This is a genomic window from Methylophilus sp. QUAN, assembly GCF_015354445.1.
Lineage (GTDB): Bacteria > Pseudomonadota > Gammaproteobacteria > Burkholderiales > Methylophilaceae > Methylophilus.
Genome location: NZ_JADKYT010000002.1, coordinates 188874 through 215263, shown reverse-complemented (window position 1 = coordinate 215263; position 26390 = coordinate 188874). Strand labels below are relative to the sequence as shown.

22 protein-coding genes and 1 riboswitch are annotated in these 26390 nt (G+C 51.0%); of the genes, 5 read left to right on the top strand and 17 right to left on the bottom strand.

Annotated features, from left to right (window positions below; genetic code table 11):
- Window positions 1-5 precede the first annotated feature (5 nt).
- On the bottom strand, window positions 6-923 hold the full coding sequence (gene rlmF / locus INP79_RS09650) for a 23S rRNA (adenine(1618)-N(6))-methyltransferase RlmF (protein ID WP_194754082.1): 918 nt from the start codon (window positions 921-923) through the stop codon (window positions 6-8).
- Between the two features lie 175 nt (window positions 924-1098).
- On the opposite strand from rlmF, the gene INP79_RS09645 reads away from it, so the two are divergent.
- The 3 genes from INP79_RS09645 to INP79_RS09635 all read left to right on the top strand — a co-directional run bounded on the left by INP79_RS09645 (window position 1099) and on the right by INP79_RS09635 (window position 2539).
- The gene (locus INP79_RS09645; RefSeq protein ID WP_194754081.1) at window positions 1099-1473 is read left to right on the top strand and encodes an antitoxin Xre-like helix-turn-helix domain-containing protein; all 375 of its coding nucleotides are present in this window, start codon (window positions 1099-1101) and stop codon (window positions 1471-1473) included.
- Window positions 1433-2146, top strand: a complete 714-nt coding sequence (locus INP79_RS09640; RefSeq protein WP_370583251.1) for an RES family NAD+ phosphorylase — start codon at window positions 1433-1435, stop codon at window positions 2144-2146. Before INP79_RS09645 ends, INP79_RS09640 begins: the two co-directional genes overlap by 41 nt.
- 183 nt (window positions 2147-2329) lie before the next feature.
- Window positions 2330-2539 (top strand): hypothetical protein, encoded by a 210-nt coding sequence (locus INP79_RS09635; RefSeq protein ID WP_228519848.1) that lies wholly within the window; start codon window positions 2330-2332, stop codon window positions 2537-2539.
- 63 nt (window positions 2540-2602) lie between these two features.
- On the opposite strand, the gene yfaE is transcribed toward INP79_RS09635, so the two are convergent.
- The 3 genes from yfaE to nrdA form a co-directional block, all read right to left on the bottom strand.
- Window positions 2603-3013: a class I ribonucleotide reductase maintenance protein YfaE gene (gene yfaE, locus INP79_RS09630; RefSeq protein WP_194754080.1), complete on the bottom strand. Its 411-nt coding sequence runs from the start codon at window positions 3011-3013 to the stop codon at window positions 2603-2605.
- Window positions 3014-3147: 134 nt separating this feature from the next.
- Window positions 3148-4281 carry a class Ia ribonucleoside-diphosphate reductase subunit beta gene (nrdB, locus tag INP79_RS09625; protein ID WP_194754079.1) on the bottom strand — a complete coding sequence of 378 codons (1134 nt, stop codon included), beginning with the start codon at window positions 4279-4281 and terminating at the stop codon, window positions 3148-3150.
- 208 nt (window positions 4282-4489) lie between these two features.
- Window positions 4490-6769 (bottom strand): class 1a ribonucleoside-diphosphate reductase subunit alpha, encoded by a 2280-nt coding sequence (gene nrdA / locus INP79_RS09620; protein WP_194754078.1) that lies wholly within the window; start codon window positions 6767-6769, stop codon window positions 4490-4492.
- Window positions 6770-6940: 171 nt separating this feature from the next.
- A riboswitch (cobalamin riboswitch) is annotated at window positions 6941-7162 on the bottom strand.
- A 237-nt stretch (window positions 7163-7399) separates the two neighbouring features.
- Here nrdA and INP79_RS09615 point away from each other — a divergent pair.
- On the top strand, window positions 7400-8665 hold the full coding sequence (locus tag INP79_RS09615; protein WP_370583250.1) for an OmpP1/FadL family transporter: 1266 nt from the start codon (window positions 7400-7402) through the stop codon (window positions 8663-8665).
- 93 nt (window positions 8666-8758) lie between these two features.
- Here the strand turns inward: INP79_RS09615 and INP79_RS09610 are convergent, their stop codons facing one another.
- The 7 genes from INP79_RS09610 to metE all read right to left on the bottom strand — a co-directional run bounded on the left by INP79_RS09610 (window position 8759) and on the right by metE (window position 19018).
- The gene (locus INP79_RS09610; RefSeq protein ID WP_194754077.1) at window positions 8759-11080 is read right to left on the bottom strand and encodes a TonB-dependent receptor; all 2322 of its coding nucleotides are present in this window, start codon (window positions 11078-11080) and stop codon (window positions 8759-8761) included.
- A gap of 152 nt (window positions 11081-11232) precedes the next feature.
- Entirely contained in the window at window positions 11233-13602 is a 2370-nt protein-coding gene (locus INP79_RS09605) for a TonB-dependent receptor (RefSeq protein WP_228519847.1), read from the bottom strand.
- 105 nt (window positions 13603-13707) lie between these two features.
- Window positions 13708-14673, bottom strand: coding sequence for a FecR domain-containing protein (locus tag INP79_RS09600; protein WP_194754076.1), 966 nt, complete (start codon window positions 14671-14673; stop codon window positions 13708-13710).
- Complete coding sequence (locus INP79_RS09595) at window positions 14670-15170, bottom strand: sigma-70 family RNA polymerase sigma factor (RefSeq protein ID WP_194754075.1); 501 nt, start codon at window positions 15168-15170, stop codon at window positions 14670-14672. Before INP79_RS09595 ends, INP79_RS09600 begins: the two co-directional genes overlap by 4 nt.
- Before the next feature lie 43 nt (window positions 15171-15213).
- Entirely contained in the window at window positions 15214-16065 is an 852-nt protein-coding gene (locus INP79_RS09590; RefSeq protein ID WP_194754074.1) for a FecR family protein, read from the bottom strand.
- The gene (locus tag INP79_RS09585) at window positions 16062-16574 is read right to left on the bottom strand and encodes a sigma-70 family RNA polymerase sigma factor (RefSeq protein ID WP_194754073.1); all 513 of its coding nucleotides are present in this window, start codon (window positions 16572-16574) and stop codon (window positions 16062-16064) included. Before INP79_RS09585 ends, INP79_RS09590 begins: the two co-directional genes overlap by 4 nt.
- A gap of 152 nt (window positions 16575-16726) precedes the next feature.
- Window positions 16727-19018 (bottom strand): 5-methyltetrahydropteroyltriglutamate--homocysteine S-methyltransferase, encoded by a 2292-nt coding sequence (metE, locus tag INP79_RS09580; RefSeq protein WP_194754072.1) that lies wholly within the window; start codon window positions 19016-19018, stop codon window positions 16727-16729.
- A 108-nt stretch (window positions 19019-19126) separates the two neighbouring features.
- On the opposite strand from metE, the gene INP79_RS09575 reads away from it, so the two are divergent.
- Window positions 19127-20023, top strand: coding sequence for a LysR family transcriptional regulator (locus INP79_RS09575; RefSeq protein ID WP_194754071.1), 897 nt, complete (start codon window positions 19127-19129; stop codon window positions 20021-20023).
- Between the two features lie 3 nt (window positions 20024-20026).
- Here the strand turns inward: INP79_RS09575 and INP79_RS09570 are convergent, their stop codons facing one another.
- From INP79_RS09570 to INP79_RS09545, 6 genes are all read right to left on the bottom strand, one after another.
- Window positions 20027-20203: a hypothetical protein gene (locus INP79_RS09570; RefSeq protein WP_194754070.1), complete on the bottom strand. Its 177-nt coding sequence runs from the start codon at window positions 20201-20203 to the stop codon at window positions 20027-20029.
- Window positions 20204-20221: 18 nt separating this feature from the next.
- Window positions 20222-21355 (bottom strand): PepSY domain-containing protein, encoded by a 1134-nt coding sequence (locus INP79_RS09565; protein ID WP_194754069.1) that lies wholly within the window; start codon window positions 21353-21355, stop codon window positions 20222-20224.
- Between the two features lie 43 nt (window positions 21356-21398).
- Window positions 21399-23846, bottom strand: coding sequence for a TonB-dependent receptor (locus tag INP79_RS09560; protein ID WP_194754068.1), 2448 nt, complete (start codon window positions 23844-23846; stop codon window positions 21399-21401).
- A 98-nt stretch (window positions 23847-23944) separates the two neighbouring features.
- Window positions 23945-24913 carry a FecR domain-containing protein gene (locus INP79_RS09555; protein WP_194754067.1) on the bottom strand — a complete coding sequence of 323 codons (969 nt, stop codon included), beginning with the start codon at window positions 24911-24913 and terminating at the stop codon, window positions 23945-23947.
- Window positions 24910-25413 carry a sigma-70 family RNA polymerase sigma factor gene (locus INP79_RS09550; protein ID WP_194754066.1) on the bottom strand — a complete coding sequence of 168 codons (504 nt, stop codon included), beginning with the start codon at window positions 25411-25413 and terminating at the stop codon, window positions 24910-24912. Before INP79_RS09550 ends, INP79_RS09555 begins: the two co-directional genes overlap by 4 nt.
- 284 nt (window positions 25414-25697) lie before the next feature.
- Window positions 25698-26267: a PEP-CTERM sorting domain-containing protein gene (locus INP79_RS09545; protein WP_194754065.1), complete on the bottom strand. Its 570-nt coding sequence runs from the start codon at window positions 26265-26267 to the stop codon at window positions 25698-25700.
- Between the last annotated feature and the right edge of the window lie 123 nt (window positions 26268-26390).

Sequence of the window (26390 nt, the reverse complement as noted above, 5' to 3'; positions counted from 1 at the left end):
GCTGATTAAATGCGTTTTTTAGAAGACGCAGACTGAAACGTCCACGCTACAAACCGGCTTTGCTTCTGGCCTTGCGCCATCTCCACCGTTTTCACCGTCACCGCCTGCACCTTCTTTAACTGACGATAGACCAGCGGCAAATTACTCGCCTTGGAAACCAGCGTGGTAAACCACACACACTGCCTGGCAAACAACTTACTCTCGCTAATCATGGAGGTTAAAAACGCCGCCTCACCGCCCTCGCAGAACAACTCATTAGACTGCCCGCCAAAATTCAGCGCTTGCGGTGGCTTTTTACCCAACCCGCGCCATTTGCGTTGCGTACCCGCCAACGCTTCAGCGGCTGAAGCATGAAAAGGTGGATTACATAAAGTGATGGTGAATTGCTCGCCCGGCAACATCACGCCTTTAAAAATCGAACCAGGGTTAGGCTGCTGACGCACACTAATCTGTTGCTGCAAACCATTGGCGTCAATAATCTGTTGCGCATTACGCAACGCCTTTGCATCAATATCCGCGCCCACACATTGCCAGCCATAAGCATGCGATGCAATCAGCGGATAAACCAGATTCGCACCCGTGCCAATATCCAGCAATCGCACTTTTTCAGGGTTGAAATCTGGAATGCTCTCTGCTAATAAATCCGCCAGATAATGCACATAATCCGCCCGCCCGGGGATAGGCGGACATAAGTAATTCTTTGGAATATCCCACACCCCCACGCCGTAATAGTGTTTGAGCAAAGCCTGATTCAAGGCTTTCACCGCTTGAGGGTTAGAAAAGTCTATTGAGTCATCGCCATAAGCATTTGGGCGAACGTATTGAGAGAGTGTTGGATGTGCTTGCACCAGCACATCAAAATCATAGCCAGTACGATGTTGATTGCATGGGTGCAGCGCTGATGAGGACGACTCAGGCTTCATGACGTATTGAATACTTTTTGTGACTTCTATTTAAACCATTATTGAAACATGATTAGATGCATTCTCAACTGTCATTGTGTAAATATCTACTATTTAAAAACTAATATTGCATTAAACTCTCATAAACTTTCAGTGGAAATATTTTTATATTATAATTTCCAAAGAAAGGAAAAAGATGGCAACCACTCAAACAGCAATACGCCCCGATGCATCCCAGGTATTAAGCAAAGCCGTCAGCCGTGCTGCCGAGCGCTTACAGCTTTCTCGTGCGATGCTAGCGACGATTCTGGGGTTAAGTCCAGCGACCATTACACGCTTGTATGATGGCAAATACCTGCTCGACCAGAAACGCAAAGAGTGGGATTTTGCATTGCTGTTTGTGCGCGTCTTCCGCTCACTGGATTCGATTGTGAGCAATGATGAAACTGCGCGGGTATGGTTAACCAATGAAAACCTAGCCTTGAATGGGCGGCCCATAGATTTGATTACTCAAACAGAAGGCTTGGTGCGTGTCGTACACTACCTGGACACCTCACGCGGTCTCGTCTGAGGCATTTGCCTGGCGCGGGCTGGCTTGGCGCATGGTAGAGGCACAGCACGTGGCTTCCACCATGAAACTGGTAGATACGGCGGCTGAACAGAACATACTTGAAGCATTGCTCGATCACAGCAAGCCAGTTTACCCCGATACGACTGCAAAACTAGACTATCTGCTGGCAACACCTTTTCGCTATCCGACGCGTAAAGGTGGCTCACGCTTCAGAGGCGCGAATGACCCAGGGGTATTTTATGGCGCGGAATCCGTAGAAACTGCAGCCGCAGAGCTTGGTTATTGGCGTTGGAAGTTTTTGATGGACGCGCCTGCCCTCGCGCATATTGAACCTGTTGCACATACCGCATTTCAAGTTGCGCTCAATGCGCAAACTGTGGACTTACGCCAACCCCCCTTTAATGCAGATGCGCGCTGGACACATAAAACCGATTACGGCCCGACACAAACGTTTGCACAATTAGCAAGAAGTATTGATTTAGGCTGCATCATTTATCAATCAGTGAGGAGCCCTCAACCTGCATGGTGCATTGCGGTGCTCAAACCAGAAGCTTTTGCCCAGCATAAGCCCAAGCCTGAAACACAAACCTGGTGGCTGGCAGTGAGCCAACAAGAAGTAATCTGGCGCAGGGATCATCAATCTCTGACCTTTAATCCATCCACTTGGAAGTGAAGTTAGCAGGTTAACTATAGGTGTTTTATGCAAAAAACCCTTTAAATTATTGAATTAACGATAAAAAAACCATCTTTACAGGGTATACACCCCTAAAAAACTTTGATATGTTACCGATATATCACAATAAATATGATGCTTTTGCGTCAAACAAACATCGGGGTGACATTGAAAATGATGGATATGTCTGGAAAATATTTGTACACCATACGCAGTGCGAATGGGGTGCTGGTTGAAAATCTGCAGATTTTTGGCAAGTCGCGTAGCGAGGCCGATGCCAAGATCAGGCAGATGTATTGGCGCTGCGAGATCTTGAGTTGCAGCCTGGTCGCGGATTTGAGTGCGCGTGCACCGAACCTGAAAATGCAGTGGCTGCGGCCAAATGCTGCGTGAGTTAAATGCTTTGAAAAAAGGCGCTTGTAACCAAGCGCCTTTTTTATCGCCTAAACTTAATAACTAAAACAATGAGAGGTTGCTGGCCTGAATATTGGGCTTGCTGACTCTTCTGCGCAGCAGTTTTTTCACCGGCGTATCTGCCAGCGGCAAAGCTTCATCGAACAGGGATTGTTGTGCAGGGAACATGTCGTCTTGCATTTGCGCGCTTTGCAGGTCAAAGCGGAGCTCGCAATCTAGCCATAAATCTGACTTTGGCACGCAGCAGCATGGCAAAATTTCATCGGCGGCGATAAAGGCCAATGGCAACTCAACGTAATCGACTTCGCCATCTAGCATGCGTACGCGGCAGGCACCACAATAACCGCTCCGGCATTGAAACTCTACTTCGTGGCCGGTACGTTCCAGGCCTTCGAGCAGGGTTTCTTGCGGGAGCAGGCTAAAGCGGCTGTGCTGGCTGCGTACGCTAATCATAAATTATAAAAAGAAATAAATGAGCGAGCGGGAAAAGTGCAAGGCGCAGGGAGCGCAGAAACCGGATGTACATGTAGTACATGAGGATTTCGAGCACGCACAACGCAGCAATTTACCCGCGCAGCCATTTATTATTACAGTTCAAAACCATTGAGGTCGTCTGCTGACACTTCAGAATCAATTTGACCAATCAGGTAGGAGCTTAATTCCACCTCTTGCGGCGCAACTTGCACGGTGTCTGAGGCCAGCCAAGTGTTGATCCATGGAATCGGGTTGTTTTTGGCACCGGGGAATGCAGGCGGCAAACCAACGGAGGCCATGCGGCTATTGGTGATGTATTCGACATACTGGCTCAGGATGTCCTTATTTAAACCAATCATGGAGCCATCTTTAAACAGGTATTCTGCCCATTCCTTTTCCTGCTCGGCGGCGGTTCTAAACATTTCAAAGCACTCGTTGTGCAGCTCGGCAGCGATCTCGGCGAACTCTGGGTCATCTTGCCCAGAGCGCATGATATTGAGGATGTGCTGGGTGCCAGTGAGGTGCAGTGCTTCGTCACGCGCAATGAGACGGATGATTTTAGCGTTGCCTTCCATTACCTTACGCTCGGCAAAGGCAAAGGAGCAGGCAAAGCTGACGTAAAAGCGAATCGCTTCGAGGATATTCACGTTCATCAGGCAGCGATACAGCAGCTTTTTCAGTTCGCGCTTGTTGACTGAGATAGTTTCGCCATTGATGATGTGATCGCCCTCACCCAGTTGCGAATACAACATGGTCTGATGGATCAGTTCGTCGTAATAATGGGCGATATCCGAGGCACGCGCGGTGATGTTGTCATTGCGCACGATGTCGTCAAAAATGATAGAAGGATCATTGACGATGTTGCGGATGATGTGGGTATAAGAGCGCGAGTGGATCGTCTCGGAAAACGCCCAGGTTTCAATCCAGGTTTCCAGCTCGGGCAGTGACACCAATGGCAACAATGCCACGTTAGGGCTGCGGCCCTGGATGGAATCCAACAGCGTCTGGTATTTGAGGTTGCTGATGAAAATATGCTTTTCATGCTCAGGCAGGCCCTGGTAGTCAGCACGGTCTTGTGACACATCGACCTCTTCCGGGCGCCAGAAGAATGACAGTTGTTTCTCGATCAGCTTCTCGAAGACCGGATATTTTTGCTGGTCATAACGTGCCACGTTGACGGGCTGACCGAAGAACATGGGTTCTTTTAACTGTTCGTTGTCGATTTTGGTAAAGATGCTGTAGGCCATAGCCGTGTTCCTAATGTTTAAGTTTTATTCTCAAACTGTTTTTAAAATCTACTCATTACCCCACTGCAATAAGCTTTTGATCGTGAGTGAGCGGGATAAAGTGCAAGGCGTACGGAGCGCAGAAACCGGAATGTACATGGAGTACATCAGATTTCGAGCACCGCACAACGTTGCAATTTGCCCGCGCAGCCACTGAGTCAGCGCTTATTTAAATCTTGCAGGCGCCGCTGGCACACCCATCATCTTCCGCCTCAGTGCCGCCTTCTGTCGCACCATCCCGGGTGTTGTGGTAATACAAAGTTTTGATGCCCAGTTTGTACACTTGCAACAAGTCTTTGAGCAACTGCTTCATAGGCACACGGCCGCCTTCAAAACGGGTGGGGTCATAGTTGGTGTTGGCAGAAATAGACTGGTCAACAAACTTTTGCATAATGCCCACCAGCTTGAGGTAACCCTCATTGCTAGGCATTTTCCACAGCAACTGGTACTGGTCGCGCAAGCGGTCAATCTCTGGTACCACCTGGCGCAAGATGCCATCTTTGGACTGTTTGACAGACACCAGACCGCGCGGCGGTTCAATACCATTGGTGGCGTTGGCAATCTGGCTGGACGTCTCGGATGGCATCAATGCTGTCAGCGTAGAGTTACGCAGGCCATCTTTCTGGATGTCGGCACGCAGGCTTTCCCAGTCCAACAACAATGGCTCGCTGCAGACGGCATCAAGGTCTTTTTTATAGGTATCAATCGGCAAAATACCTTTGGCATACGTGGTTTCGTTAAATGCACCGCATGGACCAAATTCACGTGACAACTGTACCGAAGCCTTGAGCAGGTAATACTGAATCGCCTCAAATGTGCGGTGGGTCAGGCCCAACGCTGCGTCACTAGTATAGTTAGTGCCATTTTTGGCCAGGTAGTAAGCATAGTTGATCACGCCCACGCCCAATGAACGGCGCTTGTTGGTGGCATTGAGAGCAGCTTTGACCGGGTAATCCTGGTATTCCAGCAAGGCATCCAGCGCACGCACCACCAAATCAGCCAGGCCTTCGAGTTCGTCTAATGACTCTAGCGCACCCAGGTTAAAGGCAGACAGAGTACACAGGGCAATTTCGCCTTCTTCATCATTGATGTCGTTCAATGGATGGGTCGGCAGTGCAATTTCCATACACAGGTTTGACTGGCGCACAGGTGCAACGGCCGGGTCAAACGGGCTGTGTGTATTGCAGTGGTCTACGTTCTGAATGTAGATACGGCCTGTGCCTGCGCGTTCTTGCATCACCAGCGAGAACAGGTCTACGGCTGGCAAGCTACGCTTGCGGATGCTGTCATCGGCTTCGTATTGCGCATAGAGGCGCTCGAATTCGTCTTGGTCGGCAAAGAAGGAATCGTACAAGCCTGGTACATCATGCGGGGAGAACAAGGTGATGTTCTGGCCTTTGATCAGGCGCTGGTACATCAGGCGGTTGATCTGCACGCCGTAATCGAGGTGGCGTACTCGGTTTTCTTCCACGCCGCGGTTGTTTTTGAGCACCAGCAGTGACTCAACTTCCAAATGCCACAGCGGGTAGAACAAGGTGGCTGCACCACCGCGCACGCCGCCCTGTGAGCAAGACTTCACCGCAGACTGGAACAATTTGTAGAATGGCAGGCAGCCAGTGTGCTGTGCTTCACCACCACGGATTTCACTGCCCAGGGCACGGATGCGGCCCGCGTTGACGCCGATACCGGCACGCTGTGACACGTATTTCACAATGGCGCTGGATGTGGCGTTGATGCTATCCAGGCTGTCATCACACTCAATCAGCACGCAGGAGCTAAATTGGCGTGTAGGCGTACGCACACCAGACATGATAGGTGTAGGCAACGAGATTTTGAAAGTAGACACCGCATCATAGAAGCGCTTGATCAGATCCAGTCTTGTCTGCCCTTTGTAATTGGCAAACAGGCTCATGGCCACCAGGATGTACAGGAACTGCGGGCTCTCGTAGATTTTCTTGGTAACACGGTTCTGCACCAGGTATTTACCCTCAAGCTGCTTCACAGCGGCGTAAGAGAAATTCATGTCGCGCCAGTGGTCCAGATGGCTATTTAACGCATCAAACTCTTCACGGCTGTAATCGCGCAGCAGATGCGGGTCATACTTGCCCAGTTCGGTCAGGGTCGTCACGTGGTCAAACAAATGTGGCGGCTCAAACTGGCCATAAGCGATTTTGCGCAGGTGAAAAATGGATAAACGCGCAGCCAGGTACTGGTAGTCAGGCGTTTCTTCAGAAATCAGGTCAGCGGCCGACTTGATGATGGTTTCATGAATGTCGTCCGTACGAATGCCATCGTAAAACTGGATATGGGAGCGCAACTCTACCTGCGATACCGACACATTATTCAGGCCCTGTGCGGCCCAGTCGATCACACGGTGAATTTTGTCGAGATTAATCGGTTCCTTGCGACCATCCCGTTTTGTGGCCTGCATGGATTCGTATTGTGACATTAATGGCTCCCAATCATGGCAGCGAAGGTGGCATGGCACAGGCTTTCGCAACGCGCATCCCGCCCCGTGAAAACCCAGGACCGCAGAAAATGCACCCGCTTAAAGGCCAGACGAGCAATCAGCACAAAACTTGGCTCACTGCATCTGCCGAGGACACCCCGCCTCAAACGTTAACAAGAAAAAACTTACGGTAGGTCTCCTGGCTTTCAGGTCACCATTATTTGCTTTGCCTTCCCGAAATTATCAGTGGCGTTGTTAACAGCAAATAACTCGCTGATCACAGTTGCGGGGGCAGCTCTGGCTTGATGAGGACTGCGCCGTCTTCACGCACCAGATTCCCTTTTAAATACAGAAGAAGACTGTCTTCTGCATACCGTATGGATGCGACTATAAAACAATATCTATGGCTTTTCAATTATCAAAAACACAATATATTGATTTATTTACCTTGACAGTGAGCAACTGATTGTTTTTATTCAAGAATATTTTTACAACCATACTGCACAACTTCAGTGAGTGATATGCCGTCTCCTATCGTGATAAAAAAGCTATTTTTACGTCGTAATCATTAGGACACAGTGGTAACGAATTATGCGACACTAGGCATAACGAATAAAAACCAAATCCGTCATGACTTTTCTCCGTCTATCTACAAGATGCAGGCTCACCGTCCTCATGTTGGTGGCTGCCAGCCCCGCGTATGCCACCAACGGCATCAACCTGATTGGCTTTGGTGCTGAATCAACCCTGATGGGCGGTGCTGACGTGGCGGTCGCGCGTGACACCAGCGCACTCAATACCAACCCGGCCGGGCTGACGCAGATTAAAGCGCCATTGCTGGATATGTTTGGCTCAGTGCTACGCACCACCGACCTGGTACACAAAGATCCCCGTAACGAAGAACATGCGTCTAACCGCTATACCTTGCTTGGTGGTGGTGGCTATGCGCGGCCACTGGAAAATACGCCCTGTACGGCTGGCATAGGCTTGTTCGCACAAGGCGGCGCCGGTGGCGTGTTCGACAACCTGCGTACGCCGTTTGGCAATCGCGATGATTTGTCCTCGCTGTTTGGGATCGCCAAGATCATCCCCGGTATCGGTTGCGAGGTAACTGACAAGCTATCTCTGGGCGCCAGCCTGAATATTGTTTATGCGAGCATAGAACAGGACTTTTTTGCGAATACTTCAGTGAATGCGGTGCCCTTTGCAGGTTACAAATTAGAGGGCGCCTCCGCAGTGCGTACTGGCTTCAAGCTGGGCATGCAATATCGTGTGACCCCTGCACTGACGCTGGCGGCCTCCTATACCGAGAAAACCGAATTGCCGATGACCGGCGGCACACTGACAGCTGACTTCACAGATTTCGGGTTGGGCAAGGTGAAGTATGCCGATGCTTCAATCAAAGGCTTCGCCTTACCGCGCGAAGTCGCTGTAGGGTTAGCGTTCAAGCCAACAGATGACTGGTTGCTGTCATTCAAACTCAACTGGCTTAACTGGGGCGATGCGATCAATGACGTGACCCTGCGCGCCACCAAACCAAACAATGCTTCAGCGCAATCTATATATGGCAGCTCGATGGCTGCCGACTGGAAAGACCAATGGGTAGTCGCGACAGGCGTTGCGTACAACTGGGATGACCGTACCACGCTTTATGCGGGCCACAATTACGGCAAAAACCCGATCCCGCGCCAGAACTCCAGTCCTTTATTGGCAGGCACCCTGGAGCATCACCTCACCTTCGGTGCCGCACGCAAGATCGACCAGCACTGGCTGATGACAGGCGGCGTCGAATGGATGCTACCTGTCAGCGTTAAATACAACAGCCGATTATTTGGTGAGTCTGAAATCCGTAATGAGGCGATTGTGTTGCACTTTATGCTGAGCCGCCGCTGGTAGCTTAAACAAAAAAACCTGGCATCAAGGATGCCAGGCTCAAAGACGAGTATGTCTGAGGAAAACAACAGTCAGCTGATCCCCTAGCTGTCACGCTTAAAAATCTACCTGTGCACTCACCTTGAAAATACGCGGCTCGCCCTGTGTCAGGAAATTCCAGTCGCCGTGGGTTTGCCAATATTTCTCATTGGTCAGGTTCTGAATAGCCGCACGCATGGTCACGCGATGGTCATTCAGTTTGGTCTGATAGCGCGCACCCAGATCAAATAAAGTATAACTATCCATGCGGTGAATATTTCTTGCTTCCAGGTAACGGTCACCCACATAACGCATCCCTGCTGATAAGGTCACGCCAGGCACAGCCAGCATTTGATAATCAGTAAATAAGGTAGCAGTAAACTTGGGGGCGTTAGGCGCATCCTTGCCATTGACATCAACATCATCACTGTTGTTTTCACTGTGCATGAGTACCATGCTACCGCGCAAGGCCCACTGGCTGCCGAGTTCAACACGGCCCGCCAGGTCCAGTCCACTCAGGACCAGGCCTTTCGTTTGCTGTACGTAATAATCGCTACTATTCGTGTAAGCTAGGCCACGTTGCATGCGGAACAGCGCGGCTTCGGCAGACCAGAAGCTGCCTTGCTGTTTGAGGCCAAGCTCATATTGCTTGCTTTCCAGTGGCCCAAAGGATTGGTCTTTATTATTGGTTCCCAGGGGCGCCGTGTTGCCCTCTTCTAACGCCTCGACATAGCTGACATAGGCAGTCAGTGCCTCTTGCGGTTTCCAGAGCAGAGCATAGGTTGGTGTCACCTTGCTTTTGTCAAAGGTCTCACCGCCGGGCTGGGTTTTGCGGTAGCTACTATGACGCAGGCCAATAATGGTGCTCCATTGCGGCGTCCATTCAATCGTGTCGCTCACAAACACACCAACATTGCGGGTCCTGAAAATGGTACTGACATCTTTGCTGATGTCGGAATGTGGATTGCTTGCATCACTGCGGCCACCGTACAAATTGCCCGCTCCCAAGGAGGCAAAACCGTCCGGCGCACCACTGCGATGCACCGTTTGCATATCCGTCCCCGCCACCAGCGCATGCTTGATACTCCCGGTATCAAACCGCCCATTCACCATCATGTTTGCTGACAGATTGGTGTGCTCGCTATACCACTGTACCAGGCCATCATCATAGTTACCGGCATCGTCATTGATGTAAAGATAACTGTCGTAATTGGTACGCTTGAGTTTGGACATACGTACGGCCGTACTGATATTCCAGTCGTCATTGAATGCCCAACGCAACCCGGTACCTGCAGTCAGCATCTCGGTCTCATGATAGGTAAAATCCTGCGTCAGGCGTTTGGCGCCATCAATCGGCTTAGGGGCGGCAGCATTATCATCCACCACCAACGCGAACATGGAGCCATTCACTTTGCGTTTTTGATATAGTGTGTCGGCCTCAATGGTTAACTGGTCACTGAGTTTAATATCCAGTGCGGCGGAGGCTGAATCTCGCTTGATCGGCGTATCCAGATAAGTATCGCCACCTTCGTGTACATAATTGACACGCAATCCCAAACGATCATCGGCAAAACGACGGCCGATATCCAGGTTGAGATTGTATTGACTATCCGTCATCAAGCCGGCCGTCACGCGCGTCATCGGCGTATCCCCGGCGCGCTTGAGCTTGTAATTGAGGATACCGCCCGGCTGTGCAAAACCATACATGAACCCGGACAAGCCTTTCAGCAGCTCAATCTGCTCGAAATGCTCAATGGGTAAATCGGTATTCCATGCCGAAATATTCAGGCCATCAATTTTATAACCATTCAATAAATCGAGCGCTAGGCCCCTGACGGTAATCATGGAGCTTTCACGCGCGACCCCATTACTTGAGGCCGTCACGGCAGCATCCAGCCTGAATACATCCGCAATATTCGTCACTTGCCGATCAACCATCTCTTCCGATTTCACCACCCTGACGGAGAATGGTGTATCCAGTAATGTTTTTTCGCCCAGTGCGCCATAACTGGCCTGATTAGCTTCGTAACGACTAAGCAGCCCATTGCCCTCCCTGGCTGCCTGCACATGCACTTCATTTAATAACTGAGGCGTTTTCTCGTCTACATCCAGCCGAATCACGGTAAAGCTTTTGCTATCCGTTTGCTTTAATGCCAAACCACTATTTTCCAGTAGCTTTTCCAGCGCCTGACGCACAGTATAGTCACCCCTGAGTGCGGGGGATTGCTTATGCTCAGTCAACGCAGTAGAAAAAAGAATGCGCTCACCCGACTGATGAGCCAAAGCATTCAGGGCTTTATCTAATGATTGTGAGGGAATATTCAGTTCCACAGCCTGGGCAGTGAAAACGAGATTGGCCAGTAATAACGCCATTAAAGTAGGCTTATAAGAGAGAGACATCGTGCTTTCCAGTGAATAAATAAATTGCTTACACTGGTATGTCGCATGAGCATCGGCAAATGTTGATGTCTGAGCTAAAAAACTTATCCCGGTGGTCGTGCCGGTCAAAAAAGTACCCGCCCATACGGGCCGGTACTTTTAATAGAAACGCGTTAAATCTCCAGCTTAAGCGCCATCCCGAATAAGCGCGGAGCGCCAACATCGAGCACATCGCCACTACTATTATTGGTGACATACTCGCGGTCAAACAGGTTACGCACAAAGGCATTCACCGTGGTACGTGGATTTAAACGATAGGTCGCATTGGCATTCACCAGCACCACGCTGTCGTTACGCCGGGTTTCTGTGAGCAGATATACGGAAGGGCTGCTATCCTGGTAAACCGTGTCTACATTGAACAGCCACTGGTTACCCAAGTGGTAGTTCAAGCCAAGATTCACTTTTGTTCTTGGCGCCATAATGAACTGTTTACCGCGCATATTGAGACCATCACTGTTGATAAAGTCCAGATATTCAGTGTGATTGTAGGCGGCACCGGCAATCATCTGCCAGTCACTATTGATCGCATACTCAGCCGAAACCTCCAGGCCGCGCATACGGCTTCTGGCAGCGTTAGAAATATACAAACGATTCAATGCATCGCGCTGACGGACCTGCTGGTCCTTCCAATCGGTGTAATACACGTTGGCAAAGGTTTTCAGGCCATATTCAGGCCAGCTACCGCGATAAGAAAACTCGTAGGTAGTAGTGAATTCCGCGTCATATGGCCGGTGATCGGATGGCACCCGCATATTAATACCACCGCCACGATAACCACGTTGCACCACAAAGCCAGTACGCTGAGTAGGCGACCAGATATAGTTGATGCCCGCTTTTGGCAGTAAGGCGCCAAAAGTCTTTTTGTCATCGGCTTCGGTGACTGGTGATAGCGAGAAGGTATCCAGCACATAATCGACCTTGGCTTCATTTTTCTCACGGTCATAACGCAAACCGGCGATGGCTTGCCAGTGCGGGTCAAAATCCCAGTTAACCTCGCCAAAGATCGCTTGGTTGCGTATCTGGCTTCTGCCATCCGCCATCAATACCGACCCGAAGCCCACCACGCCCAAGGTATCATTAAACTTGATTCTCGAAGAGCCATAGTAGAAACCAGCGTGTGCCTTCAGGGTATCCCCTTGGTATGTGGCGCGGAACTCCTGGCTAAATAATCTGGTTTGATGGTGGCGATTGGCTTCTTCGCTATCTACCGCACCCTGATCAAAATCCAGCAGGCTCTGGTAGTTCGCATTGGTCCCCGAAGAAATGCTGGTTAACGCCCATGACTTATTGAGCTGATGTGTCAGCTTTAGTGTCGCCTCATTTTGCTGTATGGCATCAAAAGCATCTGTGTTCTGGTTCAACTTGTAATATTGCGGCTGGTTATTGAGTTGCGTCACGCCATTGCTACCGGCGTGGTAATCGGTGTGCGATAAGGTCAGCAAAGCCTCTGTGTTATCCCCAGCCAATAACAACAATTTGCCACGGGCATTGATAGAGCGGCGCGGATCGGCATTGTTATCCAGCACACGGTTTTTGATATAACCCTCTTCATTTTGCACATTCAAGGCAAAGCGACCTGCCAACACCTCTGGCACTAACACCGCGTTGGCTGCAAGCGCCCCACCCTGCTGGTAATAATTGCCAAGGTTGCCTTGCAAGGTCAGTGTATTTTTAAACTCGGGATCATTGGTTTGCATAATCACAGCTCCCGCCAATGCGTTGCGGCCTTGCACGGTCGATTGTGCACCACGGTACACTTCCACCTGTTTCATATCCCAGGTTGAAAGCGGACTCATGGTCACCATACTGCTGGTTTGCAAGGCACCATCAACAAACACCGACACCGCGTTGTTTAACGACAGCGGCCCCTGGTCATCAAAGCCGGTTACCGGCACGCCACGGATACCCCAGGTTTCATTACGTGACTGCGTATATACACCAGGCGTACGCGCCATGATGTCAGATAGCGACTGATCACCATGCGTACGGATATCCTGGGCGGTAGCGACAGCCACACTGGAGTAGGTTTCACTGAGTTTACGCGTGATTTTCTCACCCTGCACGGTCACTTCTGGCAAGGTATCCACTGATTCATGAGCGCTGGTCGTGGGTGCAGCAGAGCTACTGACTTTCGCGCTCTTCTTTAGCGAATATTGCTGGCCACCCTTGTCATCCAGTGCAAAATCACTGCCCTTGAGCAAGGTATCGAATCCCTCATTAACGCTGTAATGCCCTTGCAGGCCGTCACTTTTCAAGTTGGCAAGCAGGGCGGGGTCAAACGACAGGCGTGTGCCAGTCAAGGCAGCAAACTCTGCCAGCACATGACCCAAGGGGCCTGGGGCGAGTTGATAACGCTGTTTCTCGGCGACGGCTTTGGGGCTATCCGCCATCACCAGCGACGGACTGGCCGCCAAAATAAAGCCGCACAAAGCAACACGCAGTGCGCTCTGCAACGGAGTAAGTTTAAAAACGGAAGATGTCATTGCCTGAGAACTTTCTTAAGTATCAATAATGAAACGGCCTAGGAACGGCCTTCATCATGTACACCGGGCGAATGCTAAAAAAGTATCAGGGTAAACAACATTTTTTTATCCTGCGGCAGATGCAGGTTCAATCATGATCCAGTAGCGGCTAGGCGCGACGACTTTTACCGGCAAGGTCTTTTGCAGTAAATCGAGTGCGGCATCGGTATCTTTTAAAGGAAACGCTCCCGATACGGTCATCTGCCTGAGCTCAGGATGGCAACGGATCACGCCGTGCCGGTAACGTGCCAGCTCTTTGAGCAATGCCTCTAAGGGCATTGCTTGTGCCAGCAGCATGCCTTGCTGCCAGTAGCCCACGCTTTGGTCCGCAACTCGTGCTGGCTCCAATCCATGGCGATTGAATGCGCGCTGCTGCCCGGCTTGCACCACACTGCTCTGGCCATTGTCGAGTTGAATACGCACTGCCCCTTCGGTCACCGCCAATATAGTACGATCAGCAGTCAACTTGACATTGAAGCGTGTGCCCAATGGCACCAGCTCACCATGCGGCGTGATGACGACCAATTTGCGCTTGTCCTGATGCCCGGTTTCCAGCCACACTTCACCTTGGTGCAACACAATCTTCCGCTCTTGGTGATACTGGATATCCACGGCAGAATCTGTATTCAATACCAGGCGCGTGCCATCGCCCAGATGCAGATGTTTCTGCTCGCCAACCGCGGTCTGGTACCCGGCCCGCCAGCGTTCTAAAGGTAACGTCCGATATCCCAGCCATGCACTTGGTAATACGATTACCAGCGTACCCAGTTTTTTGAGTGCCTGCCTGCGTGATGTATGGTCTATGCGCGCCAGCACCTGTTTGGCCAATGCTTTATGCGGCACCTGCCCAAAGGTTTGTTGTATTTGCGTGAGTCGCGACCAGGCCTCTGCATGTTGTGGGTGACTGCTTTGCCAATGCTCAAACGCCGCCAGTGTCGCAGGGCTCGTCTCCTCCGACTGTAATTTCAGCAGCCAGTCCACCGCCTGGGCCAGCACCTGTTGATCCAGCGTTGAGGGAGTATTTAACATCATAGGCTTAAACACGCCAGATACGCTTTACGCATATGCCGTTTGACAGTGATCAGTGAAAGCGCCAGTTGATCGGCAATTTGCTGGTAAGTCAGTCCATCCAGTTGCGCCAGTAAAAAAATAGCGCGGGTTTGCGCAGGCATGTGTTGCAATAGATGATCAATTTGTCGCAATGATTCCAGAATCAGGTGCTGCTCTTCAGCCGATGGCCATAAGCCTGGCGTGAGATGTGCCAATGTTTCCTGGTAAGCGCGTTCCACCTGCTGATGGCGCCAGTGGTCTATGACCAGGCCTTTGGCAATATGCACCAGCAAGGCACGTGGCTCTGCCCCTAACTGGGCCAGCTTGTCTTTATGCATGACACGCACAAACGTATCATGCGCAATATCCGCCGCATCCCATGGGTTGCCGGTTTTTTTGCGCAACCAGCCCTGCAGCCAGTCATGATGCTGACGGTAGACATCGTGTAATTGCTGCCAGCGCACATTCAGCAAAGCCATGGCTGGCACTTTCTGGCGACAATATAAAATGGCTCAATCATGATTAACGATGCCGGATCACAATCACACCACCCTCTTGCCGGGAGATACGCACCGGCAAAATTTCTGGCAAGGTATCAATCAATGCATCAATACCATTGATATCGTACTCACCTGACATACGGTAATGGGTGATGCGTGCATCTGCAATTTCAATCTGCTCGTGATGGTAACGCTGCAACTCGCTGACAACCTCTGCCAAGGTGTCACCGTCAAACATGAGTCGGCCTTGTTGCCAGACCGTTGCAGCAGTAGCTGAAACAGTCTGTGTTGTAGAAATGTCAGCCGCCAGGGTACGCACTGCCTGGTTCTGGAAAACCTGGCGCCGGTCAGATGCAGTGCGCACTTCTACAGCGCCTTCGACCACGGTCACCACAGCGCCTTGCCCATGATGACGTACATTAAATACCGTCCCGATATCCCTGATAGCCGTTTCGTGTGCATAGACGGTGAAAGGTCGCCATGCATGCTCTACGCTAAACAACGCCTCTCCTTGCTGCAAATGTAATTGCCTGGAGTAAAGACGCTGCTCCACCAGCAGAACACTATTGGTGTTGAGCGTGACGCGACTGCCATCTTTCAACACATAATGGGCTTGTTGTCCGACCATGGTATGCAGGTCTTCACGCTGCAATACCGGGTCTACATACCAGCTGAGTGCAACGACGCTGATGGCGGCAATACCGGCAGTGATTTTTTTCAAACGGCGCTGGTGCCGGGTCTGCTGTTGGGCGGCGCGCAGAATGTCTTCTCGCGAAGGAAAGTGGTTGCGCAATGCCTCTGTATAAGGGCTGAGCACATCCGGTGCACTCCCCTGTTCCGGCAAGGGGCGAGCTTCATGGCGACTGATCTTCATGCCTGCGCTCCCCAAGCCCGCTGGATGGTCGCCATCGCCTTGGTAAAATGCTGTGTCACCATATTGCGCGAAATACCCAGCGCATCTGCAATTTCCTGCTGTGGCATTTCATGCAACCTGTGCAGTAAAAACACCTGCTGCTGACGCGGCGGTAACGCTTCGATAATGCGTTTTAACGCCTCTAATCGCTGCACAAAATGTAATACCCGCTCGCCATCCACCTCATGTGCCTGCGCTAGCGTATCCTGCATGGTGTGCACGTGAGACTGCTGCATCTGCTGCTGGCGGTAACGGTCTATGGCCCGGTTTCTGGAAAGCCGGCGCAAAAAGGCCATGGGCGTATTCACCGGCTGACCCAGTGGCCGCTCCATGATCTCTATGCAGACGTCGTGCACCACATCCTGTGCGAAATGCTGGTCACCAAAGTGACGCTTCACATAATTGACCAATTCATCGTAGTGATACACCAGGGTCACTACAAGTTTGGAGTTTTCGGGATGGAGCAACACAACAATAAGTCAGACAATTATTTAAACGGACATCTTAGCGGCCTCTATAAAAAAATACAAATGAAAATCATTATCAACTAGATTAAAAAACGCAAAGAGAAGGCAAGATTTGCTGGCACCCGACGCCGGATGCCAGCAAGCTGTATCGCGCCCTAAGCCTGGGCACGCAAGGTTTTAGCTGCCGCCACCATATTGGTCAACGCGGGTAACACTTCCGCCCACTGCCGTGTCTTCAGGCCACAATCCGGGTTTACCCACAAACGCTCGGCCGGAATCCGCTCGGCCGCTTTTTGCATGAGTTGCACGATATGATCCTGGGTCGGGATATTCGGCGAGTGAATGTCATAGACGCCTGGCCCGATTTCATTCGGGTAGTTGAAATCATCAAACGCATCCAGCAATTCCATGTCCGAGCGTGAGGTTTCAATGGTAATTACGTCAGCATCCATCTCGGCAATCGCAGCAATAATGTCATTAAACTCCGAATAGCACATATGCGTGTGGATCTGCGTTTCATCGGCAACACCATTAGCCGTGATACGGAAAGATTCCACCGCCCAGTTCAAATACTCTTTCCACTGTGATTTGCGCAATGGCAAGCCTTCACGCAAGGCCGCCTCATCAATCTGGATCACGTGAATGCCTGCTTTTTCCAAATCCAGTACTTCTTCACGAATCGCCAGCGCCAACTGGTAGCAACTGACGGCACGTGGCTGGTCATCACGCACAAATGACCAGTTCAATATCGTCACCGGGCCGGTCAGCATGCCCTTCATCGGCTTGCTGGTCAGCGATTGCGCATACTTGATCCACGCTACCGTCATGGCTTGTGTGCGGCTGATATCGCCAAACAGGATAGGCGGTTTGACACAACGCGAGCCATACGACTGCACCCAGCCAAACTGGCTGAAGGCATAGCCATCCAGTTGCTCACCAAAGTATTCCACCATGTCGTTACGCTCGGCCTCACCGTGCACCAATACATCCAGGCCCAGTGACTCCTGCTCACGCACGCTGCGCTCAATTTCAGTTTTCATGGCGATTTCATAGCCAGCGTTATCCAACGCCCCAGCCTTGAACTGGCTGCGTGCCTGGCGAATCTCAGCCGTTTGCGGGAAAGAACCAATCGTCGTCGTTGGATATTTGGGCAACTTGAGCAATGCCGCCTGCTTGGCCGCACGTTGCGCATACGTATTCTGGCGCTGCCCCAGTTGTGGTGTCAGTGTTGCCAGCGCGGCTTTCACCTGCGGATTATGCACACGTTTGGAGGCGCGGCGTGCGTCAATCGCTACCTGATTCACCGCCAATGCCACTTTTACCGCAGCACGCCCATGTGTTAATGCCGTTGCTAACACCTGTAACTCTTCCAGCTTTTGTTTGGCAAAAGCCAACCATGACTTAACCTCGGCTTCCAGTTTGACTTCGCTGTCGAGATCCACCGGCACATGCAGCAACGAGCATGAAGGCGCCAGCCACAAACGGTCACCCAAACGTTCGGCAATCGGCTCCAGCCAATCCAGCGTGGCATTCAAATCTGTTTTCCAGATATTGCGGCCATTAATCACGCCAATAGAAAGCACTTTGTGCGCAGGCAGCATGCTGATCAAAGGCACGACTTCACTGCGCGCATTGATCGCATCCACATGCAACCCGGCGACGGGCAGATTAGCCGCCAGGTATTGGTTATCCGCCAACGGCCCAAAATAAGTCGCCAACAGCAGTTTGGCACGGCTGCTCTTCAACTGGTGATAAGCCAGGTTAAACGCATGCTGCCATTCGGCCGTCAGTTCAGTCACCAAAATTGGCTCATCAATCTGCACCCACTCCACCCCCTGCGCGACCAGCGTTTCCAGCAACTCGGTATACACCTGCAACAACTGCGGCAGCAACGCCAGGCGATCCGAATCATCCTTGCTTTTGCCTATCGCCAGGTAAGTCACCGGGCCGATAATCACCGGCTTGGCCTTCACCTGCTGTGTTTTCGCTTCAGCCAGTTGTGCCAGCAAACGCGTCGCATCCAGTTTAAATTGCGTCTCCGCAGTAAACTCTGGCACGATGTAGTGATAGTTGGTATCAAACCACTTGGTCATCTCCCCCGCTGTTACGCCACCACAACACTGCGCATGCGCTTCATCAGACTCGGCAGAGCGGCCACGCGCCACGCGGAAATAGTTATCCAGCGCATCACCATGAAAATCTTGCACGCGCGCTGGCAGGTTACCCAGGGTAAAACTCATGTCCAGCACTTGGTCATAAAAGGCAAAGTCACCCACAGGCACTAAATCCAGATCGGATTGCAACGCCCAGTTGCCCTGGCGCAAGTCTTTGCCCACTTGCTTTAATGCGTCCAGTGAAGACTGCCCTTTCCAATAAGCCTCTAAAGCAAATTTCAGTTCGCGTTTTGCGCCTATGCGCGGGAATCCCAGATTGTGTGTGGTCGCCATGCCAGCCCCTTGAGTGATCGTTAAAGAGCACACATTCTAGGAAAGGCAATTCATGAAGTAAAATGGTATTATTTCAACAATCAATTAATTTTTTTCATACATAAACACATGATTGAACGTATCCATTTAGCCATTATTCGCGAAGTCGAACGACAAGGCTCACTGACAGCCGCCGCTGAAAAGTTATTTCTCACGCAATCGGCCCTTAGCCACTCAATTAAAAAACTGGAACAGCAACTGGGTACTGATATCTGGTTACGCGAAGGCCGCAGCCTACGCCTGACCCAGGCCGGGCAATACCTGCTGGCAGTGGCTAATCGATTACTACCGCAACTGTCACTCGCTGAAGAACGCCTGCGCCAGTTTGCCCAGGGCGAGCGCGGCACCTTGCGCATCGGTATGGAGTGCCATCCCTGCTACCAATGGCTGCTCAAGGTGGTGTCACCCTATTTGGCCGACTGGCCGGATGTGGATGTAGACGTCAAACAGAAATTTCAATTTGGCGGCATCGGTGCGCTTTTCGGCTATGAGATTGATATGCTGGTCACCCCAGACCCGCTGTATAAACCCGGCCTGAAATTTGTGCCGGTGTTTGACTACGAACAGGTATTGGTCGTGCAGCGTCAGCATGCGCTGGCAGAGTTGGACTATGTGCTGCCAGAACAGCTTAGCGGTGAAACGCTGATTACCTACCCGGTAGATATTGACCGGCTCGATATTTACAACCAGTTTCTGCAACCTGCAGGCATCAGCCCGCAGGTGCACAAACCCATAGAAACTACTGATATCATGCTACAAATGGTCGCCAGCGGCCGCGGTGTCGCCGCCTTGCCGCGCTGGCTGGTGGAGGAATATCAAAGCCGTTTTGATGTCGTGCCAGTCAAATTGGGCGAACAAGGCATTGCCAAGCAGATTTACTTAGGCATACGCGAAACGGATGTCAATACAGACTATGTGCAGGCATTTATTGCACTGGCGAATGCACACCAGCAACGCTCGGCCTGACCGTCAGGCCTGTGGCTTTCTCCAGGTGTAATACCAGATCATGGCCAACGGGACCGCCAGACTGAGCCAGGACAGCCAATGCCATATCCCAGTGCCTAACAGTGCCGCCAGCAGGCCAAACGTACTCAACACAGCCAACACAATCGGCCAGCCCCAGATTTGAAGGAATTTCTTTTGCATGGTGTTCAATCCTCCAATTTAAAGCGTCTCGGCATGCGCCTGCTGTAAATGCTGTATGCGCTGCTCAACATGCTGATGACGTTTAAGCCATAAATACAAGCCACTGCCCAGCACCACAATCGTAATCAGATCCAGTAAGGTCCAAATCACTTTGAGTGGCAAACCACCATAATCCCCAAAATGCAGCGGTTGTGACAACAATAATGTTTTGACATACCACGGCATTTCCCGTGTATCGGTTAATTGTGCCGTCTGCGCATCAATCAATGCCGGGCGCAGCAAACGCGAAGTTACCGGCGTATTGCCTTTCAAAAACACCGTGTAGTGGTGCGGGCTGGAGAACATGCTGCCGGGGAAAGCTACAAAACTGACGTGCATGTCCGGCACGGCTTTTTTGGCCGTGTCAATCGAGCCTTGCAAAGAGCCAAGCTTGACTGGTGGCGGCAAGCCTTTATAAGGTGCAATCATGTCCGCCATCTGGTCGCCTTGCCAAACCATAATGACGATCTGGCTCAAAGTATTGATGGTACCAGTGATGCCGACAACCAGCGCCCAAACCAGCGTTGCTACACCCAGCAGGTTGTGGATATCCAGCCACTTCAAGCGCGCCTGCTTCTCACGCCTGACAGTGCCAAAATCCAGTCGCCGCATAAACGGGTGATACAGCACAATGCCAGAAATAATGGCGACCGCAAACAGCAAACCCATAAAGCCCAAAAACAGCATGCCGGGCAAACCGGCAAACATATCAATATGCAGTTTAAGCATCACATACATAAACCCGCGGTCTGGCGGCGGAGCATCCAGCACTTTGGCCGTGCGTGAGTCAACCAGCACGATATTCGAATCGTCGGGCGAGGCATCCATGGACTTAGCCATGGACACCAGCGTGACATTCGGGTGCTCGTCCTGCTCCCAGAACATAAAGCGGATCACCTCCTGCGGCCGCTGTTTGCGCGCAGCGTCAGCCACCGCATCCATGCTGGCATTAGGTGTGTTCTCTGCCATGATGGGCGCCTCCACCACACCGGACAAATGCTCGATTTCCTCATGGAAAATCAAAGGCAACCCGGTGAGGCACAGCATGAGCAAGAACGCCGTACACACCAGGCTGCTCCATTTATGTATCAGGTACCACTTACGAATACTCATCAAACGACTTCTTTATTTTCAACATCTAAATTGTAGCGTCGGCCTAAAAATCAGCCGTTGCCGAGAGCAGCAAGGTACGCGGCATACCCAGGTAGATATACCCCTCATTCGAGGTATTCCAGTAATCGCGATTAAACAGGTTCTCGATATTGGCACGCAAGGTCACCGGGGTTGCATTCAATACGGTTTTGTAACGCGCGCCGATGTCAAAGCGGGTGATACTTGGAATGGACAGGTTGTTAGCCTGATCCACATATTGCTTGCTGGTATAAATCACCCGGGAAGTGAGTGTCAGGCCGGGCACAGGCACCGGATCCCACTCACCGCCCAGGCTGATTTGCCAGTCGGGCACGCCGACTGCAGTATTGCCGTTAAACTTCCCATCATCACCGCTCTTTACCAGTTTGCCTTGTGTATAAGCACTTCCACCAAGCAGTCGAACGCCTTCAGTGACTTCACCAAACACATTCAACTCCACGCCACGGTTACGCTGCTCACCACTCACACGGTAAGTGCCATTGGTCGTTATAGCACTGGGGCGCTCAATTTCAAACACGCTCACCGTAGTGGCAATTTTGCCCCAGTCCACTTTGACACCAGCCTCTTTTTGTTTGGTTTTATAAGGTGAAAACATTTGCCCGGAATTGCTGGTACCCACTGGGGCCTGCTGCCCCTGGCTTAAACCTTCGATATAGTTGGCATACAAGGAGACATTTTCTTGCGGTTTGAATACGACACCTGCCACCGGCGTGAGGGCTCCTTTATCATATCCAGGCCCCGATTTTGCACCTGTCACAAAGTTATAGGCCTGTTGCTCCACACTCTGGTGCCTAGCGCCCAAAGTAAGCTGTACTTTGTCATCCAAAAACGACAAGGTATCTGCCAACGCATAGCTAGTCAGCGTCATTGTGCCATATTTGAGTTTATTGCCATTCAGGCCGGAGGTGCTGGGCGTATCAATATACACCGGGTCAAAAATGTTACCGTTAATTGTGCCCGACAGCGCAACAAAGTGAATATCGGTATTCTGGCTGACTTTGGTCGCGCCCAGGCTCACCTGATGGCCAACCGGGCCTGTGTCGAACTTAATACGGCTGCCTGCTTCAAACGATTCAGACTTCACTTCAAATAACTGCCACATAGCCATGGAACTATAGTTACCATTAGCACTGGTCAAGCTCGGGTTGCCTGCCACTGCGTCCATCTGGCTGTTGCGGCTGCCAACACCGGCATACACCATGACGGCATCAGTCACGTCATATTCGCCACGCAATACCATGGAACGGTCTTTCATTTGCGAGTGACCATAGCCAGGATAATTCAACTGATTATCTGGTGCGCCCGGCATTTTGGTTAAACCGGCACCCACCGTAAACTGGCGGACGACTTTATTGATTGTTTCTTGCTGGTTGATGAAATCTGCCGTGACCCGTAAACGCTCACCACGGTAGTCCAGCGCCAGGCTGCCCATAAACTCTTCCAGTTTTTGTTGGTCCAGGGCTGTATCACCTTTGCGGTACATACCATTGAGGCGAACGCCAAACTCGTTATTTTCACCAAACCGGCGACCCAGGTCTGCCGTGCCGCCATATACGGAATCACTCATGTACGTCACGCCAAAACGGCTTAATGCCTGGTCACCTGCACGCTTGGGCACAATATTGATACTACCCCCGACATTACCACTGGGCGGCATGCCGTTGAGCAATGCGCTCGGGCCTTTAAGCACTTCCACACGCTCAGCCATTTCTACCGGTACACGGAAATAAGGCATCAGGCCATACATGCCGTTCAAGGCGATGTCCTGGCTGGCAACGGTAAAGCCGCGGATAGAGAAGTCTTCATTGATATTGGTACGGGCGCTGGTTTGACGTACCGACGGATCATTTTGCAATACATCCCCAATGCTACGTGCTTGCTGATCCGCAATCACCTCCTCCGTATAATTGGTCACATTAAATGGCACATCCAGAAAATCACGCTGTCCCAGCATACCGGCACGGCCATCGCGTGCTACCTGTTTACCTGCGTATGCCGAACGGTCTTCAACTGCGCGCGCAGTGGATACCACGACTTCCGGCAATGTTTCTACCGCACCCGATACTGCAGGCAGCGGCTGCGTGGCTTTTTGCAATTTGTAGCTGCCATTATCCTGCACCACCGCCTGCAAACCACTACCAGTCAAAATAGCATTTAAACCCTGCAATACATCATATTGCCCGTGCAATCCGCGACTTTGCTTGCCGTGGGTCAGGCTGGCATCAATCACCAGCAAGATGTCAGTTTGCCTGGCATAAGTATTCAACACCTGATCCATACTGCCACCCGCAATATTAAATGCCTGCAAGGCAGCACCGCTCTCTTGCACGGCATCGGCATAAGCGCGTGGCATATAAGCCATGGAGACCATGCCTGAGAGTAAAAGCAGGCCAGCCAGCTGACGGATACGGAACACAGGCAATGCTGCCTGCGCTGAGATGGGGTGTGACATATTTATTTCCTCATTGAAAAAGTAGTCTTCACTCCTATCCCGAATGAAAAAATAAAAGTGCTACGCCTTAAGCCATTTTTTACCTAAACTCACGACTATCAGGCGGCATGGACGGTCACCCAATACTTGGAGAAATAATGAATACGTAAGGGCAGCGCCTGCAATAACGACTGCAAGACACGATCGCTATCCATAAGTGGAAATACACCTGACACCAGCATATTGGCCACCGTCTGGTCATAACGGATCACCCCCATGCGGTAACGGCTTAACTCATCCAGAAAGTCGCCTAAACGTAATTGCTCCGCCACCAACCGGCCATCCAGCCAGGCACTTTCACTGCTATTGCGGGTCGCCTTGGTCAAGGCGTCTGCTAATAACCCAGCCTGCATGCCACTTGCAATGGTGAGGCTATGCAACCCATTATCTGAACGCAGCCTGACCGCGCCGTCATACACAGAGACCCGTGTTTCGTGTTGTTTTAAGCGAACATTGAATGCGGTGCCTAGTGCGGTTGCCGTTCCATGACGCGTTTGAACCAGCAGGGGCCGTGACTGTGTCGTATCTGGCGCAGTGTTGATATAAATTTCACCTTCATGCAGCACCAGCTTACGTTCATGCGCACTATAGACAATATCTACCGCAGTCGAAGTATTCATGATCAACTGGCTACCATCGGCCAGCCGGATCTTTTCCTGCTGGCCGGTATGGGTACGATAATCAGCAGCCAGTGCTTGCCAAGTATTACTTTGACGCACAACCGGCACAGTGCCGCCAGCCACAGCCGCCAGCCCCAGCATTTGTAACAGTCGCCGTCTTTTGGCGGAAGGTAGCTTTTCTCGCACCAGTCCGATGGTCGCCTGTGGCACCAATTGCAGTTTTTGCTGCATGACCTCTATTTCAGACCATGCCTGCTGATGCGCATCACTGCGGCTCAGCCAGACCTCAAATGCATGCTGCTGATCGGCAGTGACCTCACCTGACCATAACATCACCTGCCACTCTAATGCTTCCTGTTGTAGTCTGGCATAGTCTGTGACTAGATTGATCGTTGAATGCTGGTTCATAACAACTCCATGCAGGCTTGCGTGGCTTTGAGCATATATTTGCGCACTGCAGCCACAGAAACACCAAGCTGGTCGGCAATTTGGCTATAAGTCAGTTGCTCAAACCGCGACAGGATAAATGTTTCGCGTACTTTGGCAGGCAATTGGTCCAACACCTTGTCTAGCTGTATCAGGCTTTGCAATGCAATCGCCTGCTGCTCAGGCGAAGGAGTCTCGACCGGCGGTAATTGCAGCAGCCACTCCTGATAAGCCAGTTCCAGGCGTTGACGTCGATACAGATCAATCATCAAGCCTTTGGCAATTTGCGTTAAATAAGCGCGAGACTGTTCCGGCAATGGCTTTTGATCAGCAATGATCAGTCGCACAAAGGTGTCTTGTGCCAAGTCAGCCGCGGTGTGCTGGCAAGAGAGCTTTTTTCGTAACCATGCTTTCAACCAGCCATAATGATGGCTGTATAAGTGATGCAATTGCTGTTGCACACCAGGGTCAGGCATTGACATAATTTATTTGCTAATAAGAATCATTATCAATTGTATCACGGTCTTTTATTAAGACCAATTTGACAACAAGGCAAGCTAAGCAGATTTGAGGATATACCAATCAACAGTGCAGATTGATGATGTGCAAGCATTTATTGATTTGGCAAAGAGTTAGGTGACTAGCCCCTGGTTTCTGATCAAGACCGTCACGCCTAAGCGCATCATCAGCAAGAATAACTTGTGTAAGGGCGCTAAAATAAAAAAGCCCATCATGTGATGGGCTTTAAGACAGACAATCACAATAACTATGAGCGACGGCGACGGGCCAAACCTAACACACCCAAACCCGCAAGCAGGCCAGCACTGGTGAGAGGCTCTGGCACAGGGACATAAGGTGAAAGTGAAGCAGTGACGTCTGGTCCATTGCCTACTAGCTCAAAAGACCCTTTGTATAAACCATTGGTCGTATAAGCTGTTACTGTGCCACCGATAAAATCAAGCGCTGTTGCACCATAAGATCCGCTAATCGCTGAGTCAGGATCCCACTTGAAGCTGAATGATTCAAAAGTGTTGAAACTTGTAAAGTCAAAACCAAATACGGCGCCACTACCAAAGAACACAGCGCTACCGCCAGCTGGCGCAGTCACAGAGAATGGCGAGCCATCAATCACCAGATAGCTACCATCAGCTGTGATGGTGCTACTAAAATCAAACACTATTTTAGAAATCTCGTAACTGGATCCGTTAAAGCCACCCGTTTCAATGTTAAAACCGTCGGCTCCAGGCTCAGTGACAAAAATAGATCCCGCAGCAAAAACTTGTGTGCATCCAACTGCAAGGGCCATAGCTACTGCAAATTTACTAAAATGTTTCATTTGCTCCTCCACTCAATAAAAATACTTAAAGATTAATGAAAAAAACACAAAAAACTCGCTATCGCCCCTAAGTTTCTTATCGCACTAATTTTCATCAATACTACTCTTCCCGAATAAAAGAGC

Coding starts and splice junctions, on each gene's coding strand:
- rlmF (WP_194754082.1), bottom strand. CDS start 923: ATGAAGCCTGAGTCGTCCTCATCAGCGCTGCACCCATGCAATCAACAT.
- INP79_RS09645 (WP_194754081.1), top strand. CDS start 1,099: ATGGCAACCACTCAAACAGCAATACGCCCCGATGCATCCCAGGTATTA.
- INP79_RS09635 (WP_228519848.1), top strand. CDS start 2,330: ATGTCTGGAAAATATTTGTACACCATACGCAGTGCGAATGGGGTGCTG.
- yfaE (WP_194754080.1), bottom strand. CDS start 3,013: ATGATTAGCGTACGCAGCCAGCACAGCCGCTTTAGCCTGCTCCCGCAA.
- nrdB (WP_194754079.1), bottom strand. CDS start 4,281: ATGGCCTACAGCATCTTTACCAAAATCGACAACGAACAGTTAAAAGAA.
- nrdA (WP_194754078.1), bottom strand. CDS start 6,769: ATGTCACAATACGAATCCATGCAGGCCACAAAACGGGATGGTCGCAAG.
- INP79_RS09615 (WP_370583250.1), top strand. CDS start 7,400: ATGACTTTTCTCCGTCTATCTACAAGATGCAGGCTCACCGTCCTCATG.
- INP79_RS09610 (WP_194754077.1), bottom strand. CDS start 11,080: ATGTCTCTCTCTTATAAGCCTACTTTAATGGCGTTATTACTGGCCAAT.
- INP79_RS09605 (WP_228519847.1), bottom strand. CDS start 13,602: ATGACATCTTCCGTTTTTAAACTTACTCCGTTGCAGAGCGCACTGCGT.
- INP79_RS09600 (WP_194754076.1), bottom strand. CDS start 14,673: ATGATGTTAAATACTCCCTCAACGCTGGATCAACAGGTGCTGGCCCAG.
- INP79_RS09595 (WP_194754075.1), bottom strand. CDS start 15,170: ATGGCTTTGCTGAATGTGCGCTGGCAGCAATTACACGATGTCTACCGT.
- INP79_RS09590 (WP_194754074.1), bottom strand. CDS start 16,065: ATGAAGATCAGTCGCCATGAAGCTCGCCCCTTGCCGGAACAGGGGAGT.
- metE (WP_194754072.1), bottom strand. CDS start 19,018: ATGGCGACCACACACAATCTGGGATTCCCGCGCATAGGCGCAAAACGC.
- INP79_RS09575 (WP_194754071.1), top strand. CDS start 19,127: ATGATTGAACGTATCCATTTAGCCATTATTCGCGAAGTCGAACGACAA.
- INP79_RS09570 (WP_194754070.1), bottom strand. CDS start 20,203: ATGCAAAAGAAATTCCTTCAAATCTGGGGCTGGCCGATTGTGTTGGCT.
- INP79_RS09565 (WP_194754069.1), bottom strand. CDS start 21,355: ATGAGTATTCGTAAGTGGTACCTGATACATAAATGGAGCAGCCTGGTG.
- INP79_RS09560 (WP_194754068.1), bottom strand. CDS start 23,846: ATGTCACACCCCATCTCAGCGCAGGCAGCATTGCCTGTGTTCCGTATC.
- INP79_RS09555 (WP_194754067.1), bottom strand. CDS start 24,913: ATGAACCAGCATTCAACGATCAATCTAGTCACAGACTATGCCAGACTA.
- INP79_RS09550 (WP_194754066.1), bottom strand. CDS start 25,413: ATGTCAATGCCTGACCCTGGTGTGCAACAGCAATTGCATCACTTATAC.
- INP79_RS09545 (WP_194754065.1), bottom strand. CDS start 26,267: ATGAAACATTTTAGTAAATTTGCAGTAGCTATGGCCCTTGCAGTTGGA.